At 39.9% G+C, this 16,997-nt stretch carries 13 protein-coding genes; 7 read left to right on the plus strand and 6 right to left on the minus strand.

Translation table 11 applies throughout. The features are described 5' to 3' along the window. The first annotated feature begins 26 nt into the window (after nucleotides 1-26). Entirely contained in the window at nucleotides 27-1,466 is a 1,440-nt protein-coding gene (locus ACFQ1G_RS05315; protein WP_380737333.1) for a sodium:solute symporter, read from the plus strand. Here the strand turns inward: ACFQ1G_RS05315 and ACFQ1G_RS05320 are convergent. Next, complete coding sequence (locus ACFQ1G_RS05320) at nucleotides 1,443-1,805, minus strand: CoA-binding protein (RefSeq protein ID WP_380737335.1); 363 nt, start codon at nucleotides 1,803-1,805, stop codon at nucleotides 1,443-1,445. The genes ACFQ1G_RS05315 and ACFQ1G_RS05320 overlap by 24 nt on opposite strands. 405 nt (nucleotides 1,806-2,210) lie before the next feature. Here ACFQ1G_RS05320 and ACFQ1G_RS05325 point away from each other — a divergent pair, with 405 nt between their 5' ends. Then, entirely contained in the window at nucleotides 2,211-4,571 is a 2,361-nt protein-coding gene (locus ACFQ1G_RS05325) for a TonB-dependent receptor domain-containing protein (RefSeq protein ID WP_380737337.1), read from the plus strand. Nucleotides 4,572-4,641: 70 nt separating this feature from the next. On the opposite strand, the gene ACFQ1G_RS05330 is transcribed toward ACFQ1G_RS05325, so the two are convergent. The 3 genes from ACFQ1G_RS05330 to ACFQ1G_RS05340 all read right to left on the minus strand — a co-directional run bounded on the left by ACFQ1G_RS05330 (nucleotide 4,642) and on the right by ACFQ1G_RS05340 (nucleotide 7,870). Beyond that, nucleotides 4,642-5,652 (minus strand): 3-oxoacyl-ACP synthase III family protein, encoded by a 1,011-nt coding sequence (locus ACFQ1G_RS05330; protein WP_380737339.1) that lies wholly within the window; start codon nucleotides 5,650-5,652, stop codon nucleotides 4,642-4,644. Nucleotides 5,653-5,813: 161 nt separating this feature from the next. Beyond that, a complete protein-coding gene (locus ACFQ1G_RS05335; protein WP_380737340.1) occupies nucleotides 5,814-7,127 on the minus strand; it encodes an ABC1 kinase family protein in 1,314 nt (437 codons plus the stop codon). A gap of 74 nt (nucleotides 7,128-7,201) precedes the next feature. Beyond that, a complete protein-coding gene (locus tag ACFQ1G_RS05340; RefSeq protein ID WP_380737342.1) occupies nucleotides 7,202-7,870 on the minus strand; it encodes a TetR/AcrR family transcriptional regulator in 669 nt (222 codons plus the stop codon). Nucleotides 7,871-8,078: 208 nt separating this feature from the next. Between ACFQ1G_RS05340 and htpG the strand changes: the two genes are divergently transcribed. Then, nucleotides 8,079-9,962: a molecular chaperone HtpG gene (htpG, locus tag ACFQ1G_RS05345; RefSeq protein ID WP_380737344.1), complete on the plus strand. Its 1,884-nt coding sequence runs from the start codon at nucleotides 8,079-8,081 to the stop codon at nucleotides 9,960-9,962. 92 nt (nucleotides 9,963-10,054) lie between these two features. Here htpG and ACFQ1G_RS05350 read toward each other — a convergent pair whose 3' ends face one another. Continuing rightward, nucleotides 10,055-12,274: a response regulator gene (locus tag ACFQ1G_RS05350; RefSeq protein ID WP_380737346.1), complete on the minus strand. Its 2,220-nt coding sequence runs from the start codon at nucleotides 12,272-12,274 to the stop codon at nucleotides 10,055-10,057. A 199-nt stretch (nucleotides 12,275-12,473) separates the two neighbouring features. Next, entirely contained in the window at nucleotides 12,474-13,253 is a 780-nt protein-coding gene (locus ACFQ1G_RS05355) for a S1/P1 nuclease (RefSeq protein WP_380737348.1), read from the minus strand. A gap of 153 nt (nucleotides 13,254-13,406) precedes the next feature. Between ACFQ1G_RS05355 and ACFQ1G_RS05360 the strand changes: the two genes are divergently transcribed. From ACFQ1G_RS05360 to ACFQ1G_RS05375, 4 genes are read left to right on the plus strand one after another with little or no spacing between them, the layout of a single operon-like run. Continuing rightward, complete coding sequence (locus tag ACFQ1G_RS05360; protein ID WP_380737349.1) at nucleotides 13,407-13,913, plus strand: hypothetical protein; 507 nt, start codon at nucleotides 13,407-13,409, stop codon at nucleotides 13,911-13,913. Then, nucleotides 13,903-14,841 carry an alpha/beta hydrolase gene (locus ACFQ1G_RS05365; protein ID WP_380737351.1) on the plus strand — a complete coding sequence of 313 codons (939 nt, stop codon included), beginning with the start codon at nucleotides 13,903-13,905 and terminating at the stop codon, nucleotides 14,839-14,841. Before ACFQ1G_RS05360 ends, ACFQ1G_RS05365 begins: the two co-directional genes overlap by 11 nt. Then, on the plus strand, nucleotides 14,831-15,643 hold the full coding sequence (locus ACFQ1G_RS05370; protein ID WP_380737352.1) for a Cof-type HAD-IIB family hydrolase: 813 nt from the start codon (nucleotides 14,831-14,833) through the stop codon (nucleotides 15,641-15,643). The genes ACFQ1G_RS05365 and ACFQ1G_RS05370 overlap by 11 nt, the downstream gene beginning before the upstream one ends. A 59-nt stretch (nucleotides 15,644-15,702) precedes the next feature. Next, a complete protein-coding gene (locus ACFQ1G_RS05375; RefSeq protein ID WP_380737354.1) occupies nucleotides 15,703-16,968 on the plus strand; it encodes a DUF819 family protein in 1,266 nt (421 codons plus the stop codon). The last annotated feature ends 29 nt before the right edge of the window (nucleotides 16,969-16,997 follow it).

Raw genomic sequence — 16,997 nt, forward strand, 5'->3', positions numbered from 1 at the left:
ATTTTGCCGCGGAAATTTCAGAACTAATGCAGCCTCAATACATCCTATTACTTATTGCCGCCTATTTTATGGCCTTGATCCTGATCTCCTGGATCACCGGAAAAAACTCAGACAACAGCACCTTTTTCAAAGCCAACAGGCAATCGCCCTGGTATGTGGTAGCCTTCGGAATGATTGGAGCTTCCCTGAGCGGGGTGACCTTCATTTCTGTTCCCGGATGGGTCGAAGCGAGCCAGTTCAGCTACATGCAGGTAGTGTTTGGATATGTTGTAGGTTATATTGTGATAGGAACGGTGCTGCTTCCGTTATATTATCGGCTGAATTTAACCTCTATTTACACCTACCTGGAAACCAGGTTCGGAAGATATTCTTATAAAACCGGAGCTTCTTTTTTCCTGTTGTCCCGTGTTGTGGGAGCGAGTTTCAGATTATTCCTGGTAGCCAACGTACTCCAGATCATTCTTTTTGATTCTCTGGGAATACCTTTTTGGGCGACAGTTATTATGACCATCCTGTTGATATGGCTTTACACATTTAGATCTGGGATCAAAACCATTGTTTATACAGACACGCTTCAAACCCTTTGTATGCTAATCGCTGTGGGGGTGAGTATTTATTTTGTTTCTGATGACCTCGGAATTCAGGGTGCTGACCTCATTGGTTACATCGCCGACAGTGAGCTCTCAAAAATGTTCTTTTTTGACGATTTCAAGAGCGCCGATTATTTCTGGAAACAATTTATTTCAGGAGCCTTTATTGCTATCGTTATGACCGGCCTTGACCAGGACATGATGCAAAAGAACCTTACCTGTCGTAACTTGAAGGATGCACAAAAGAACATGTTCTGGTTTACCATCGTTTTGGTATTTGTCAACCTGTTCTTTATGGCCTTAGGAATATTACTGACCGAATACGCCCGTCAAAACGGTATCGATGCTTCCAAAGATGATCTTTTCCCTGTGATCGCAACTCAAAGCGGACTCGGGGTAGGAATTGCGACCTTCTTTATTCTTGGTTTGATCGCAGCCGCCTACAGTAGTGCCGATAGCGCATTGACCTCCCTGACCACTTCCTTCAGTATTGATATTTTAGACATTGAGAAGAGATACGAAAAAGCAAAACAGGAACTGGTAAGAAAGAAGATCCACGTGATGGTTTCTATAATGCTGATCCTGGTTATCATCAGTTTCAAATACATCATCAAGGACGAAAGTGTGATCGCTAAATTGTTCGTGTTCGCAGGTTATACGTATGGACCATTACTGGGGCTTTTCAGCTTTGGACTTTTCACCAGGCTAAAAGTAAGAGACAAACTGGTTCCAGTAATCGCGATCGCATCGCCTATCCTAACATATATTATAAGCGACCATAGCCTATCCTGGTTTGGATTTGAATTCGGATTCTTTGTTTTGATCCTGAATGGATTCCTAACCTTTCTCGGTTTAATACTGGCCAGTAGAAAGTAAGATCAAAGTACAGGCTACCTCAACTTCAATATTCTTCTCCCTTAGGAGTCTAAAGAATTCCGGGTTTTCGGTGCCGGGATTGAAGATCACCCTGTCGGGATTCAGAGAAATTATATAATCATAATATTCCGGTTGCCTTGGCGGACCGAGATATAGGGTCACGGTATCTATATCCTCAAAAGGAAGTTTTTCAGTTTCTATTTTCACACCCGCCACTTCTCCCGTCCTCAAACCGATTGCCACAGTAGGAACCTTGTGAGAAGTGAGACGATTAATAGCAATATTTGAATAACGGCTTCTATTCATAGAAGCGCCTATCACCAATGTTTTTTTACTCATTTTAATTTATTTACCCTAAAGTGTAACAATTACCGTTTATACTAGTCTTTTAAGGTAAGAAATATTTCCCGCATTAGGGACTCTTGTCATGCATTGATGGTTAGTGTTAAAAGAGCTCTGGTGCTAAACCCACACTTAAGGTGTGGGTTTTTCTTTATGTAACTGTAACAAAAATCAATTTCAATAGTCTTATTTAATAGAAGCCAATAGTTATGGTTTTTTTTTGACCCAATAACTATGTATTGCAAAGTACCTTTCATAATTAATTTTAAAATTTTGCAACAAAACTTTTTGTTGCTCGTCTTTTAAGTACAGGTAAGCAATATTTCGCGGAGAGCTGGGTTTCAGAAGTATGCTTAACAAAGTAATATGTATAACATTAATCATCATAAAATCAATCAAAAAATGAAGAGTTTCATCCTATTTTTAGCCTTATTTTCTGCCACCCTGGTGGGTAGTGCTGCAAACGACCCCATAATATTGGGAAGTGTAACCGGGACGGTGATGGACAATGATCTACACGAACCTATCCCCTACGCCACAATCACCGTCAAAAATGAAACGGGCGAAATTGTTACCGGAACGGTAAGCCGGGTAGATGGAAGTTTTATTTTAGAAAAACTTCCGGCTGGAAAATACCTTTTCGAAGTACAGTTTATGGGCTACAAAACCTATTCGGAAGAGGTAATTATTTCAAACAAAAAGAAAGAGTTCGACCTCGGCGAGATCTATTTAAATGCCGAAGTAGCCCTTCTCAACGATGTTGAAGTGGTAGCAGAACGTTCGACGATCGAACAAAGAATCGACCGTAAAGTGGTCAACGTAGGAAAAGACCTTACCACTACAGGAGCTACCGCCTCAGAGATCATGAACAACATTCCTTCGGTCAGCGTAGACCAGGATGGTAATATCGCCTTAAGGGGAAATCAAAACGTGAAGGTTCTTGTTGACGGGAAACCAACTAATATGGACGTAGCAACACTCCTTAAACAAATACCTTCTACCTCTATTAAGCAGATTGAATTGATCACTAATCCTTCCGCGAAGCATGATCCTGAAGGCATGAGCGGTATTATAAACATCATTCTTCACAAGAACAGCAACCTCGGCTTTAACGGAAATGTAACGACCGGAATTACAGTGGCCGAAAAGTTGAGTTCCACAGGGTCTTTGAACATGAACTATCGCAAAGGAAAATTCAATTTTTACACGAATTTAGGTGCGAATGATCGCAACAATAAATTAGACGGATACATCAGGAACTTAACCACAGGAGTAACTGAGTACCCAGATCTTGAATTCGGAAATACGGGATATCTCGCCAAAGCCGGTGTTGACTTCTATCTTAATGACAAAAACGTACTTTCATTTTACACCAATCAGAATCTATCCCTACAAAGGTTTAATGGGGATTTTAACCTGGATTATCCGGCCCAGCCTTCTTTGAACTATACCCAGGTAGTAGATACCGATGAAGAAAACCTGTCATCGACCTATAACTTTGACTTCAAACATGATTTCGAAAAGGAAGGCCACAACCTGGAACTGGAAGCTGATCTTAACAGATATACAAATGATGAGGATACCTCTTTTGAATTCGTAGGAGAAAATCCTCCATCTGAAGATTTTTTAGACAGGTTAGACAAAGAAAGACTCACTACCCTTATAAACCTTGATTATGTGAACCCACTTTCTGAAACTATGAAACTGGAACTTGGTGCCGAGTCCCGAATAGAAAGGTCAGAAAATGATTACCGTTCCACAAACACCAATTTGAACGATGTGCTTTACAATTATGACCGCGATATTTACTCTTTCTACGCCACCTTCGGACAGAATTTTGACAAATGGTCTTATCAGTTTGGAACGAGAATGGAGAATTATAATGTAGAGGCTGTTCAGCAAGGGAGTAAGGTCTATGAAGACGATTATTTCACTTTTTACCCATCGGCTTTTCTTTCTTATACCCCGAGCGAAAAGAATTCATTCAATCTAAGCTATAGTCGCAGGGTAGACAGGCCATCGTTCAATCAGGTGAACCCGGCAAGGCAGTTATCGACTCCAAGGTTGACCGTAAAAGGTAATCCTGAGTTGCAACCGCAATTCACCAATTCAATTGAATTGAACTACACCCGAAAGCTGGGGAGAAATTCAATTTCCGGAGGTGTATTTTACAGAATGATCAATGACGAGATCGACCAGGTGATCGATGAAGATCCTGAGAATCCTGAACACCTTATCCTGACTTTCGGGAATGCTGGGGACAGCAACTCATACGGAATTGAGCTTTCCGGAAACTTTAAACCCGCCCATTTCTGGGATCTCAACGCGAATTTCAATTTTTATGGACAATCCATCAGCGGATTCCTGGGATCTACTTATGTAGAGAAAGAAACAACGTTTTACCGTTTTCAGGCGAATAACTCGTTTAAGGTTTCAAACCGCTTAAAACTTCAATTATTTGGTATTTATCAGGGGCCGGCGGAAACCATACAATTTAAACTTGATGACATGTACTTCGTGAATATTGGTGCACGTTACAGCTTCTGGGATGACAAGGCTTCTTTAAGCCTGAATGTTAATGACATTTTCAAAACCCAGTACCAGCAGTTTTCAACGACTCTGCCAAGTGCTCAAACGGGAAAACTCGCCAGGGACTCCCGCAACGTATACCTGGGCTTCTCCTATAGGTTTGGAGGCGGAAAGAACCGCGCCCTGCAAAGAAAACAACGAGATGATAATACTGCCAGCGGCGGAATGTTCTAATAGTTTGTTTGTTTAGCCAAAAAAAGCCGCAACGATCGTTGCGGCTTTTTGATTTTTGGTTTGAAGCATACTACCAATTAATAATGGCACTACCCCAGGTAAATCCACTACCAAAGGCGGCCAATACAACAGTATCGCCTTCTTTGATCTTACCGTTCTCCCATGCTTCGGTCAAAGCGATAGGAATAGAAGCAGCTGTGGTATTTCCATACTTCTGAATATTGTTATAAACCTGATCATCGCTTAACTTGAACTTCTGCTGAATGAACTGAGAAATTCGAAGGTTTGCCTGGTGAGGGATCAACATGTCGATATCTTTAACTTCAAGACCATTCGCTTCAAGTCCCTCCATGATCACTTCAGAAAAACGAACCACCGCATTCTTGAATACGAACTGACCATTCATATAAGGGTAATATGGTATATCATCGCCCTGTGGATTTTCAGCAATGATCTCAGGAACCCAGTGAAGTGTACTAGGTCCTTTTAAAGATAATTCAAGAGCGTGTTTTCCTTCAGAATGCAAATGCGTGGAAAGTATTCCCTGCCCGTTGTGATCGCTACGAGTAAGAACAGCTGCTCCTGCTCCATCACCAAATATCACAGACACTCCTCTACCTCTTGTAGAGAAATCAAGGCCGCCACTGTGATTTTCACTACCAATCACTAAAACGTTTTCGTACATTCCTGTTTTAATGAATTGATCAGCAACCGAAAGCCCATAGATAAAACCGCTACATTGGTTTCTTACATCTAATGCAGGGCAGGTGTCAATATCCAGCATTTCCTGAACCTGAACTCCCCCTCCTGGGAAATAATAATCAGGACTTAAAGTCGCAAATACTATAAGGTCAATATCATCTTTTGATATGTTCGCACGTTCAATGGCTATTTTAGCAGCTTTCACTCCCATCACCGCGGTCGTGTTGCCATCTCCTTTTTTAATGTGTCTTCTTTCTTTTATTCCGGTTCTCTCCTGGATCCACTCATCATTAGTGTCCATTATTTTAGCAAGGTCATCATTGGTTACCACATTCTCCGGCACATAGCTTCCCAATCCTGCTATCTTTGACTGATACATTTATTGTTTATTAGGGTATTTAAAATTATTCCTCTTAAATTTAAGCAATTAATAAAAATTGCGCCCGCAATATAAGAAAGATTAACGTTCTTCTAATCAAACTTGGTTACTCCTTAAAGGAAATATCTCAAGTCCCTGACAGCCAAAAACAAACCTGTAAATTACTTCGTAAGGAATTTTTCCCAGTTATTGACCTCTACCCTGGCACCCAGTTCGTGAAGCAAACTGTAAAGCCCCATAAATGTGCGACTTATATATAAAAAATGCTCACTACCCCGGTTGGTGTTCATTTTCCGCAATTCTTTATCCCTGCTATACTCCTCACTTAATGCTGAAATGGATTGTAAAAAGGAAGGATCAGAAAAATCAAAATGAACAGAATTCAACGGTTTTGCAAAGAGACTCAGCATTTGGTAATACATCCTGGTAAAATACTCTGTTTCCTTTGGGGAATCTGATTCGTGAAGGATCTCAAGTTCCCTCAGCTTGGTTTGCAGAAAATCCATGTCTTCAAAATTTTCCTTCTTCGTGAGTTCGAAATAAGGATTGTAAAAATCTTCAGGCAGTCGTTTTATACATCCAAAATCTATGGCAATTAACCTCTTTTGTTCATCAACCAGGAAATTACCGGGATGCGGATCTGCATGCACCGCCTTTAAAGCGTGTATTTGATAGAAATAAAAATCCCACAAGGTTTGTCCTATTTTGTCAGCCTCTTCGGCGGAAGGATTGGATTTCGCAAATTCACTTAAGTGGATCCCGGTCATCCAGTCCATAGTGATGATCTTTTCACTGGATAGATCCTCGTAATATTTCGGAAAGAGAAGATTTGGAAGGTGATCACAGCTTTCGGAAATTTCTTTGCTTTGCTGCAATTCCATGGTATAATCTGTTTCCTCCATCAACTTATCCTCAACCTCCCTGAAGTACTTTTCAGAATCTTCTCCTTGAAGATTGAACATTTTAAGAGCGATGGGTTTTACAAGAGCCAGGTCTGAGCTTATACTTTCAGCAACGCCAGGATACTGTATCTTGACAGCCAATTTCTTACCATTCAGTTCTGCCTTATGCACCTGACCAATACTAGCGGCATTCACAGACTCGCTGGAGAAAGAATCAAAGATCTCCTCCGGATACTTTCCATGGTATTTTTTAAAGGTTTTCTTAACCAATGGAGCAGACAATGGCGGCACACTGAATTGGGCCAGGCTGAATTTTTCCACATAGGCTGCAGGAAGCAGGCTTTTCTCCATGGATAGCATTTGAGCGACTTTCAAGGCACTCCCTTTCAGACTTTTCAAACCGTCATAGATATCCTCCGCGTTACTTTGATCGAGTTCCTCCCGGGAAAGCTCTGAGTTCAGCGCTTTTTTTCCGTAGTATTTTAAATAGTTACCGCCGATCTTAAAACCCGTTTGCAGCATTTTGCTGGTACGACCAATCTTTCCGGTAGGTATATTATCAATTGTTTTCATAGCAATTTTTAAGCATTAAAAGCCCGCAGGAGGATGTAGGGGTTCCCATTCTGCGGGCAAAAAAACGGGTGAGACTAAGACATCTTCTCCTTCCAGAGAAATCTGCCAAAATCAAATACCCGTTCTAGGGGGGTTGTATCAAAAAGTTCAAAAAGCGTATTTACAGATTTCTCTATAGCGACATCGGTACTTTCGAATTTTACTGAACTATCATTTTTCCAAAACCTAAGCAGGAATAGCTGCTGCAGCCAAACCGATTCAGAAAAGATCATTTCAGATTTGTTCAAACTTGCGGCCGGTCTTTGAGAATTCTCTTCTTTGGCAAGTTCCTTCGCGAAACCCTTTACTTTATGACGAAGACCTGATAACTGCTCCAGATTTTTCAATGGACTCTTTTCTTTAGAAAGGCTTAAGAGCACATAACTTCGGTTTGCGGTTAGTATTTCAAAAAAAGTAAAAAAGTAGGTTAGCAACTTTTCCCTGGCAGAAAAATCTTTATAATCTGCACTCTTATTCATTACTTCAAGGGCATGATCAAAAAATTGTTCCCATATACCTTTTTCAAGAGCTTCAAAACTTCCGTAGAAATTATAGAAATCCTCTTCCTTAATTTTATTCAGCTTACAGAATTTATAGATACTTAAAGGAGCGACACCTTGCTCCAGCACATGATCCATATAAAAGGCGGTTAATTTTTCCCGGGTAAGTTTTTTATCTTTTTCTGAGTTTTTTACAGTGGCCATATGACGAAGTTTTATTTTGTTTAAGTAAATTTACGCAAATCTAAACAAAAATTAAAAGAAGTAGTGTTAAATGCTGTGCTTCAAGTGTTAACTTAGACGTAAAGTCAATTGGTTCATTACAAGTTATGTCAGTTTGTCAGCGGCCGGTTATTGGTACTTTTTTTGACTCTTAGATGAGGAACAAAAAATTACTTAAATAAATTTATATATGGCAACCGGAAACATTAATGTATCTGTAGAAAACATATTTCCACTCATCAAAAAGTTTCTCTACAGTGATCATGAGATCTTCCTGAGAGAGTTGATCTCAAACGCGACAGACGCGACTTTGAAGTTAAAACACCTTACCAGTATTGGTGAGGCTTCTGTGGAATACGGAAATCCTGTGATCGAGGTAAAGATCGACAAAGAGAAGAAGCAACTTCGTATCTCTGATCAGGGGATCGGGATGACCAAAGAAGAGGTTGAAAAATACATTAACCAGGTGGCTTTTTCAGGAGCAGAAGAATTCCTTGAAAAATATAAGGATTCCGCGAAAGACAGCGGGATCATCGGGCATTTTGGTTTAGGATTCTACTCAGCCTTTATGGTAGCGAACAAAGTAGAGATCATCACCAAATCTTATAAAGATGAACCGGCGGCTCACTGGGTATGCGAAGGAACCACTGAATTCACCCTGGAAGAAGCCGATAAAAAAGAACGCGGTACAGAGATCATTCTTCATATCAATGAAGATGATAAAGAGTTTCTTGAAGAAAACCGAATTGAGCAATTGCTTGTGAAATACAACAAGTTCATGCCGGTACCAATTAAATTCGGAACTAAGGAAGAAACCATCGAGTTACCCGAAGATGCACCTGAAGATGCCAAGCCGGAAACTAAAACTGTTGACAAGATCATCAACAACACCAATCCAGCCTGGACCAAACAACCTACAGACCTGGAGGAAAAGGATTATAACGAATTTTACAGGGAACTTTACCCTATGCAATTCGAAGATCCATTATTCCACATTCACCTGAATGTCGACTATCCGTTCAATCTTACCGGAATACTTTACTTCCCTAAGATGACCAGGGATATGAATATCCAGAAGGATAAGATACAGTTGTACCAAAACCAGGTTTTTGTAACTGACAATGTGGAAGGAATTGTTCCTGAATTCCTTACTATGCTTAGAGGGGTGATCGATTCTCCGGATATTCCTTTGAACGTTTCAAGATCTTACTTACAGGCTGACGGAGCGGTGAAAAAGATCTCAAGTTATATCACCCGAAAAGTAGCAGATAAGCTGAAAACACTTTTCAATAATAATCGTGAAGATTTTGAAAAGAAATGGGATGATATTAAGATCGTGATCGAGTACGGAATGCTTTCTGAAGATAAGTTCTTTGAAAAAGCCCAGGCCTTCGCTCTTTATCCAACAGTAGATAAGAAATATTATACTTTCGAGGAGCTGGAAGAAAAGATAAAAGACACTCAAACCGATAAGGACGGAAATAAAGTAATTCTTTACGCTTCTAATGAAGATGAGCAGCACAGCTATATTGAAGCTGCCAAAGAGAAAGGCTATGAAGTTCTTTTATTGGATTCTCCTATCGTATCTCATTTAATCCAGAAACTGGAAGCTGAAAAAGAGAAAATTTCTTTCGCTCGTGTAGACGCAGATCATATTGATAATCTAATCAAGAAAGAAGAGGAAAAAATTTCAAAACTTTCTGAAGAGGAAAAAGAAAAGCTAAAAACAGACTTCGAAAAGGTGATCCCAAAAGAGAAGTACAACGTACAGCTTGAAAGTATGGATAGTAATGCGGCTCCTTTGATCATCACGCAGCCTGAATTTATGCGTAGAATGAAAGAAATGCAGCAAACCGGCGGTGGAATGTTTGGAATGGGCAACATGCCTGAGATGTACAATCTTGTGGTAAATACAAATCACCCGTTGATTTCAGATATTCTGAACACTAAAACCGAGAAGAAACAGGAGCGTTTGATCAAGCAATCGCTTGACCTTGCAAGGCTATCTCAAAACCTCTTAAAAGGGGAAGAGTTAACTTCGTTTATCAAACGTAGTTTTGAAATGATCAAATAATCATTGATCATTTCAAAAAGTAAAAGCCGCTTTCTGGAAAATCAGAGAGCGGCTTTTTTATGTTTTTAATGCCCCGGACCGTTTATAACCTTTTATTCCAGATCAACTACGGGCTGTCTTAGGTTCTTGAAAATTATCTGGAAGAACTGCGGAATATTGTAGGGTTTATTAATGATATCATTCATTCCTGCACCAAGGATTTCGTCACGCATTTCCCCTACCTCAACAGCAGTAAGTGCTATCACAGGCACATAAGGATCAAACTTCCTAATTTCCATAGTTGCCTGCATCCCATCCATTCCCGGCATGTTCACATCCATAAGAACAACATCTACTCGGTTAAGTTTTAAATATGCAATAGCTTCCTCCCCGCTACCGGCGACGTCACATTCAAAATCCCTTTGTTCCAGGATCCTTTTTGTGACCACCTGGTTAATTCTGTTATCATCTACTATCAATGCCTTCCTTACTTCATCTTGTTCAGTTTCCAATAAGGCCGTTTTTTTGATCACAGGCATTGACTTCTCGTCCCCTTTCAAGAAACTGATCTCGAAACTGAAGATCGCACCTTCTCCTGAAGCGCTTTTCAGCTTAATTTCAGAACCGAATAATTGAAGTAGTTTCTTAACAATTGGAAGCCCTAAACCAGTTCCCTGGTAGTTGTAGTTGGTTGACTTTAACTGGGAGAACTCCTCAAAGATCTCCTGTTGTTTGTCATCAGGAATTCCGGGCCCGGTGTCACCTACCTCAAAGTAAATCAAACAACTGCCGTCAGAACATTGTTTACATGATGCCTTGATCCAAACTTTTCCATTCTCAGTGAATTTTACGGCATTCCCTACAAGGTTCATCATAATTTGAGAAAGCCTCATGGAATCCCCTATCAAGTGACGGGGAATATTACTGTCGATCCTTAATTCGATCTTATTATTATTAAGATTACGGGTCGTTTTAAAAGACTGTACAATTCCGTGGAAAAGCTCTTCAATATTAAAACTGCTGTTCTCCAACTGCAGTAAATTAGATTCCATTTTATTCATTTGGAGAACATCATTGATAAGGGCCAGCAGGTAATCAGCAGAAAATTTCAGGGATTTAAGATCTTCTTTTTGCTTTTCATCTTTATTGTCCTCTAGGAGTAAAGAGGTAAGACCCACCACTCCATACAGAGGAGTTCTTAATTCGTGGCTCACCGTTGAGAAAAACCGTGTTTTAAGAAGTGACAAACGTTCAGCCTCCTCTTTGGCTTCCATATATTCTTGATTCTTATTCTTAAGTTCCTGGATCAAGGTTTTTCTTAAACGATTATTTCTGTAAAGTAAGATGAGGAAAAGTAACATAACTAAAAGAGAGAAGACCATAATAGCGGTGATCTGTTTAGTTTTAGCCAGCACCGCATCCTTATACTTCTGCTCTCTTTGGGCGGCCGCCAGGTCTTTCTTATATTCTTCAGTTTCGAATTCAGTTTTGAACCTACCGTATACCGCTTCCCGCTGAAGGTTTTTCTCCTTCTGAAAAAATTTCTCTCTATATTTTTGATGCTTTTCCAGAGCCGAATAAGCCTCTTTATAGGCTCCCGTCTTCACTAACATTTCTGCGTACTCCTTATATGCGAAGGAGGCGTCCACGATCAAGGTATCTTTTTCTGCAACTTCTAGAGCTAATTGAAAATGATCACGTGCTTCATCATATTCTTGCTTGCCCGAATGATACATCCCAATTAGGGAAAGTAAGTTGCTCTGTAGGCTCTTGTTATTTGATTTACTACTTAGTTTCCATGCCTTTTTTAAATATGGAGCAGCAGCATCGTAATTGTCATTATCTAGATAGGTCCAGGCAATATTTATAATCGGGGTTAAAGATTCATTAGGGTCATTGAGTCGCAGAGCTATACCTACAGCCTTTTTGTAATATTCAAGCCCATCATTTACAGTTTTTTCTTGCGAACTAAGAATGTTACCTAAATTATTATAGGCATATCCTAATAGGGTGTCGTTTTGGGTTAATTCCGCATAATGAAGAGCCTTTTCGTAGTTTTCCTTAGCCCGTAAAGTATCTTCAAGAACCTCATAGGAAATACCCAGTCCATTATATCCATCAAAAAGAGCAGATGGGTCATCAAATTTTGAAGCTAATCGAACTAATTGAGCTGAATATTCGATTGAAGCGTTGTAGTCGTAAGCAGAATAGGCTTCCCCGGCTGCTTTTCTCAACTTTTGAATACTATCTTTATAGGCCTTAGCTGGAGTTTGAGAGAACCCCGGAAGCCAAAGAAGTACAACAATAAAACTTAAAAAGTAGTTTTTTTTCAAATTTTTGAGGTTAAGTGAAAACAGCTTTAGGGTTCTGCAAATTATTTATTAATAACCAATTATCCAACAAAAAAAAGTAATTTGACAAAGAAATGGGGTTCACAGTTAAAAACCTACTATTATTTTTCAAAAATGATAGAATTAAAAAAGCCTGAACAGATTGTCCAGGCTCTTATTTTTATAAACAAAGAGGAATATCCTATTTAAATATATCGTTTAAAACCTTCGCTAGCCTAATACCCCCCTTTTGAATTTGATCATGGGCTACCGGGAACCATTCGTACATATACTCGTATCCCAGTTTTTCTCCTATCTCTACCGAATCATAAACTTTATTGCTCAAGGCTTTTGATTCATACATCCAATCTGAAATAGACCCAGCACGGATCTTGTTAATCTCATTTTTTGAAAGCTTATCTGTACTTTCTGCAAGTTCGGTAAAACTCATCTCAAAGTCATTGATCATTTCACTATCCCAAACCCTGTGAAGGTTAGAACCTTTACCAAACCATCTAACCTGGATATCGTTACCACCTTTATCTTCCCCTCGACCGGTGTGAAGAGGCTGGTGAAGATCTCCCATAAAGTGAACGAGCATTTTTAAATAGAATGCTTTTTGCTCTTTAGAAGCTTCTTTATCTTTTAGAACCTCTACACAGGTTTGGATCCCCTGTAAAAGATCACCTTTAGGGTTTGCATCCTCTTTTTTATAATTCGTTGCTCCCTGTGGCAGGTTTACATAATGCCATGGACCATACTCACGGTATTTGGGATCACTTTTAATATCATCACCATAAGTAGAGACAAACGCCAGGCTTTGACCATCCAAAAGTTCAGCTATCTGTTTTTGAGCTTTATTTGAAAGGTAAGACTCTGCGACTTCCCCCGTAGCTCTATGCCCCGTTCTTCCCCAATCTCCTTCTGATGCGAAAGAAAAAGATGAGATAACCAAAGCTGTGACAAGTAATAAGTATTTCATAGAATAGGTTGTATTTATTTCAGCAAATATAAAAAACGTATTAGTAGTCCGCTACTTTCAAATACCTTGCCTTTTTTATTTTCCTTCTTTTGGCAATCCTTCTTGAGCAAAAAAGAAATTTGTAACTTTAAAGGAAAGCTTAAAACCATACTTATGAAGATCTTCCAGGAAAAACAATTCATTAATCGCTGGTGGTTATTAATGTTCATTCTCGCCATTATTGTGATCATCGTTGGAACTGCATATTATGCCACCAAAGATGCTTCCGAAGATACCGCGATGATCGTTTCTCTTATAAGTGTAGGAATTACTTTACCAATTGTACTTGGTCTGCTATATTTGCGACTTGAGACCAGAATAGACGCTGAAGGTGTCACCACCTATTTCAAACCATTTTCTTTTACTCGGAAGCATTTTTCCTGGCAGGAGATCAAGGAATGTTACTTAAGGAAATACGACTCAAAAAAAGAATTTGGAGGCTGGGGTTTACGCGGAATCGGGGAAGACTGGAAAGCTTATTTTATTTATGGCAACAAAGGAATCCAGATCATTACAAATAAAGACAAACATTTTTTAATAGGCACCCAAAGACCTGCCGCAGCAAAAGAAATACTAAAAACATATTTTCAAAACCCGGTAAATACTACCTATGAAAAATAGCATTTTCGTCCTCCTATTTCTGGTCACCTCTATCACGTTCGGCCAGAATAACCAATTAAGTTCAGAAGACATTAAGATAAACAAGTTTGTTGAAGGAACCCTTCTCAAACCCACTACTCAGGAAAGACCGCCATTGATCATCATGATCCAGGGTTCGGGTCCTATTGACAGAAATGGAAATCAATCCTTCATGAAAAGCGACTACTTCAAAAAGCTGGCGTACGAGCTGGCAGAAAAAGGGATCGCCAGTTACAGATATGATAAGAGGATACTTCGAGCATCGCAATTAGGCCTTCAGGAAAAAGATATACGTTTTGACGATTTTATTTCAGATGCCTCCTCAGTCCTGGCTCACTTTAAAAATGACAGTACTTTTAGCAAGCTGGTTGTTTTAGGACACAGCCAGGGATCCCTGGTTGGAATGGTTGCTGCAAAAGATGCGGCCGATGCTTACATTTCAATTGCAGGGCCATCACAACCAATTGACTCGGTGATCACTCAACAGATAGCAAAACAGGTCCCCGGCTTAAAAGAAAATGTTCAGACTTCATTTAAAGAAATACGGGAGACGGGCAGCAGCAACAGTTATAATCCCGTTCTGGAAACGGTTTTTCGTCCCAATCTTCAGCCCTTCATGTTATCATGGATGCAGTATGACCCAAGAAAAGAAATTGCTGACCTAGAGATCCCGGTGTTGATCATTAACGGCAACAAAGACCTCCAAATTGGAGAGGAATCGGCACAAGAATTAAAAGACGCCAATCCCGATGCGGAGCTGGTGATCATTGACAAAATGAATCATGTCTTAAGAAAGATCGAAGGCAGTGACCTTGAAAATTCCAAATCCTATAATGAACCAGGTAATCCAATTCACGCTGAATTAGTATCTACCTTAGTAAAATTCATAAAAAGCATCGATGAACTATAAGATCGTTTTTTCAGACATAGATGGCACCTTACTCAATAAAGACCGAAAGCTCTCAGACCTTACGAAAAAAGTGATTAGGGAACTTAATTCTCAAATTCCGGTCATACTGATTTCTTCCAGAATGCCTCAAGCCATGAGACATTTGCAGGAACAGCTTCATATTTCACATCAACCATTGATCTGCTATAACGGAGGCCTGATCCTGGTAGATAATAAAACGGTAAGCTCTACTGAAATCCCCTTGGAAATAGTAGAAGAGCTAAACACGTTCAATTCTTCCTTAGAATGTCATTTAAGTCTTTATCACAATGAAGAATGGTATGTTCCTCAAATGGACAAATGGGCGCTTCGAGAGGAAAATAACACAGAGGTGACACCAACAGTACTTTCAAACGACAAAGTGATAGAGAAATGGAAAGGCGAGGAAAAATCAGCTCATAAAATCATGTGTATGGGAGAGGAAACCCATATTGATCAAATTGTAGATTTCCTCTCAGCCAATTTTCAGGATAAACTTCATCTATACCGCTCAAAGCTCACATATCTTGAGGTTGCCAGCAGAAAGGTTTCAAAATTAACAGCAATAAATCAACTTTTAAAAGAGCATTTTCATTATGATATTAAAGAAGCGATCGCTTTTGGCGACAACTTTAATGACTATGAAATGTTACAGGCGGCTGGCCTGGGCATTGCCGTTGGAAATGCCAAACCGGAGATTCTTGAAATCGCAAACGAGATCACCCATCACGGGAAAGAGGACGGCGTAGCAAAAAGCCTTCAGAAACTGTTTAAACTTTCATAGTTAGATCGGTTTTTTGTGTACCATAAAAATTGTATTTTTCCGGCCTTATAAGCAAAATCATGGAAAACCCCCCAATTTTTACAAATGATGCCATCGTCCTTGGAATATTAATGGTGGCTCTTGGATTCGTATTTCTTACATCTTCTAAAAAATCAGGTTTCTGGTATAAGTTTTATAAGGTCGTTCCTGCACTTTTAATGTGCTACCTTATTCCGGCGATCTTTAATTCCCTGAACATTATTTCAGATGAAGTTTCGCAACTTTATTACATAGCAAGTAGATTCCTTTTACCGGCATCACTGGTCTTAATGACCTTAAGTATAGACCTTAAAGCCATTTACAACCTGGGTCCCAAAGCCCTTATTATGTTCTTTACAGGAACTATCGGTATTATAATTGGTGGTCCCATTGCAATATTATTAATCTCCATATTTTCCCCTGAAACGGTCGGTGGCATAGGTCCTGATGCTGTTTGGAGAGGACTTTCCACACTGGCAGGAAGCTGGATTGGAGGTGGAGCCAATCAGGCCGCCATGCTTGAGATCTTTGAATACAACCCTGACCTTTATGGAGGAATGGTGTTAGTAGATATTGTGGTGGCGAATTTATGGATGGCAATTCTCCTAATGGGAATTGGAAAAAGTGACAGAATTGACCGCTGGTTACAGGCCGACAATACAGCAATAACCGAGTTAAAGCACAAAGTAACCGAATATGCTGAAAGTGTGACCCGCAACCCTTCCCTGGCAGACCTAATGATAATGTTAGCCATCGCATTTGGTGCTGTTGGACTGGCTCACTGGGGCGCCAACGGGATTTCAGAAACCTTATCTTCTAATTTCGAAGTTTTCAATGATAGTAAATCAGCTCTTTCTTCATTCTCCTCCTCTTTCTTTTGGATGATCACGATTGCCACAGCGATAGGGATAATTTTATCCTTCACAAAGGCAAAAGAATATGAAGGAGCCGGTGCCAGTAAAATTGGTAGTGTGTTCATCTACTTCCTGGTGGCTACGATTGGAATGAAAATGGATTTGACAATGGTATTTGATAATCCCGGTCTTATTGCCATTGGATTGGTTTGGATGTCAATTCACGCAGGTCTCCTGATCCTGATAGCAAAACTAATTAAAGCACCTTATTTCTTCCTTGCGGTAGGAAGCCAGGCAAACGTAGGAGGAGCAGCTTCAGCACCGGTAGTAGCAGCAGCATTCCACCCATCACTTGCTACAGTGGGGGTGCTTCTTGCAGTGTTTGGTTATGTGGTAGGAACCTATGGTGCGATCCTGAGTACAATTCTTATGCAAATGGCTTCTGCAAGCTAGTCGAATCCAAAGAAAATTTACAATATTTA

Origin of the sequence: Salinimicrobium gaetbulicola (assembly GCF_042676025.1) — a bacterium.
Lineage (GTDB): Bacteria > Bacteroidota > Bacteroidia > Flavobacteriales > Flavobacteriaceae > Salinimicrobium > Salinimicrobium gaetbulicola.

Excerpts from the sequence above, each read along its gene's own strand:
- ACFQ1G_RS05315 (WP_380737333.1), top strand. The coding sequence starts at position 27 with ATGCAGCCTCAATACATCCTATTACTTATTGCCGCCTATTTTATGGCC.
- ACFQ1G_RS05320 (WP_380737335.1), bottom strand. The coding sequence starts at position 1,805 with ATGAGTAAAAAAACATTGGTGATAGGCGCTTCTATGAATAGAAGCCGT.
- ACFQ1G_RS05325 (WP_380737337.1), top strand. The coding sequence starts at position 2,211 with ATGAAGAGTTTCATCCTATTTTTAGCCTTATTTTCTGCCACCCTGGTG.
- ACFQ1G_RS05330 (WP_380737339.1), bottom strand. The coding sequence starts at position 5,652 with ATGTATCAGTCAAAGATAGCAGGATTGGGAAGCTATGTGCCGGAGAAT.
- ACFQ1G_RS05335 (WP_380737340.1), bottom strand. The coding sequence starts at position 7,127 with ATGAAAACAATTGATAATATACCTACCGGAAAGATTGGTCGTACCAGC.
- ACFQ1G_RS05340 (WP_380737342.1), bottom strand. The coding sequence starts at position 7,870 with ATGGCCACTGTAAAAAACTCAGAAAAAGATAAAAAACTTACCCGGGAA.
- htpG (WP_380737344.1), top strand. The coding sequence starts at position 8,079 with ATGGCAACCGGAAACATTAATGTATCTGTAGAAAACATATTTCCACTC.
- ACFQ1G_RS05355 (WP_380737348.1), bottom strand. The coding sequence starts at position 13,253 with ATGAAATACTTATTACTTGTCACAGCTTTGGTTATCTCATCTTTTTCT.
- ACFQ1G_RS05360 (WP_380737349.1), top strand. The coding sequence starts at position 13,407 with ATGAAGATCTTCCAGGAAAAACAATTCATTAATCGCTGGTGGTTATTA.
- ACFQ1G_RS05365 (WP_380737351.1), top strand. The coding sequence starts at position 13,903 with ATGAAAAATAGCATTTTCGTCCTCCTATTTCTGGTCACCTCTATCACG.
- ACFQ1G_RS05370 (WP_380737352.1), top strand. The coding sequence starts at position 14,831 with ATGAACTATAAGATCGTTTTTTCAGACATAGATGGCACCTTACTCAAT.
- ACFQ1G_RS05375 (WP_380737354.1), top strand. The coding sequence starts at position 15,703 with ATGGAAAACCCCCCAATTTTTACAAATGATGCCATCGTCCTTGGAATA.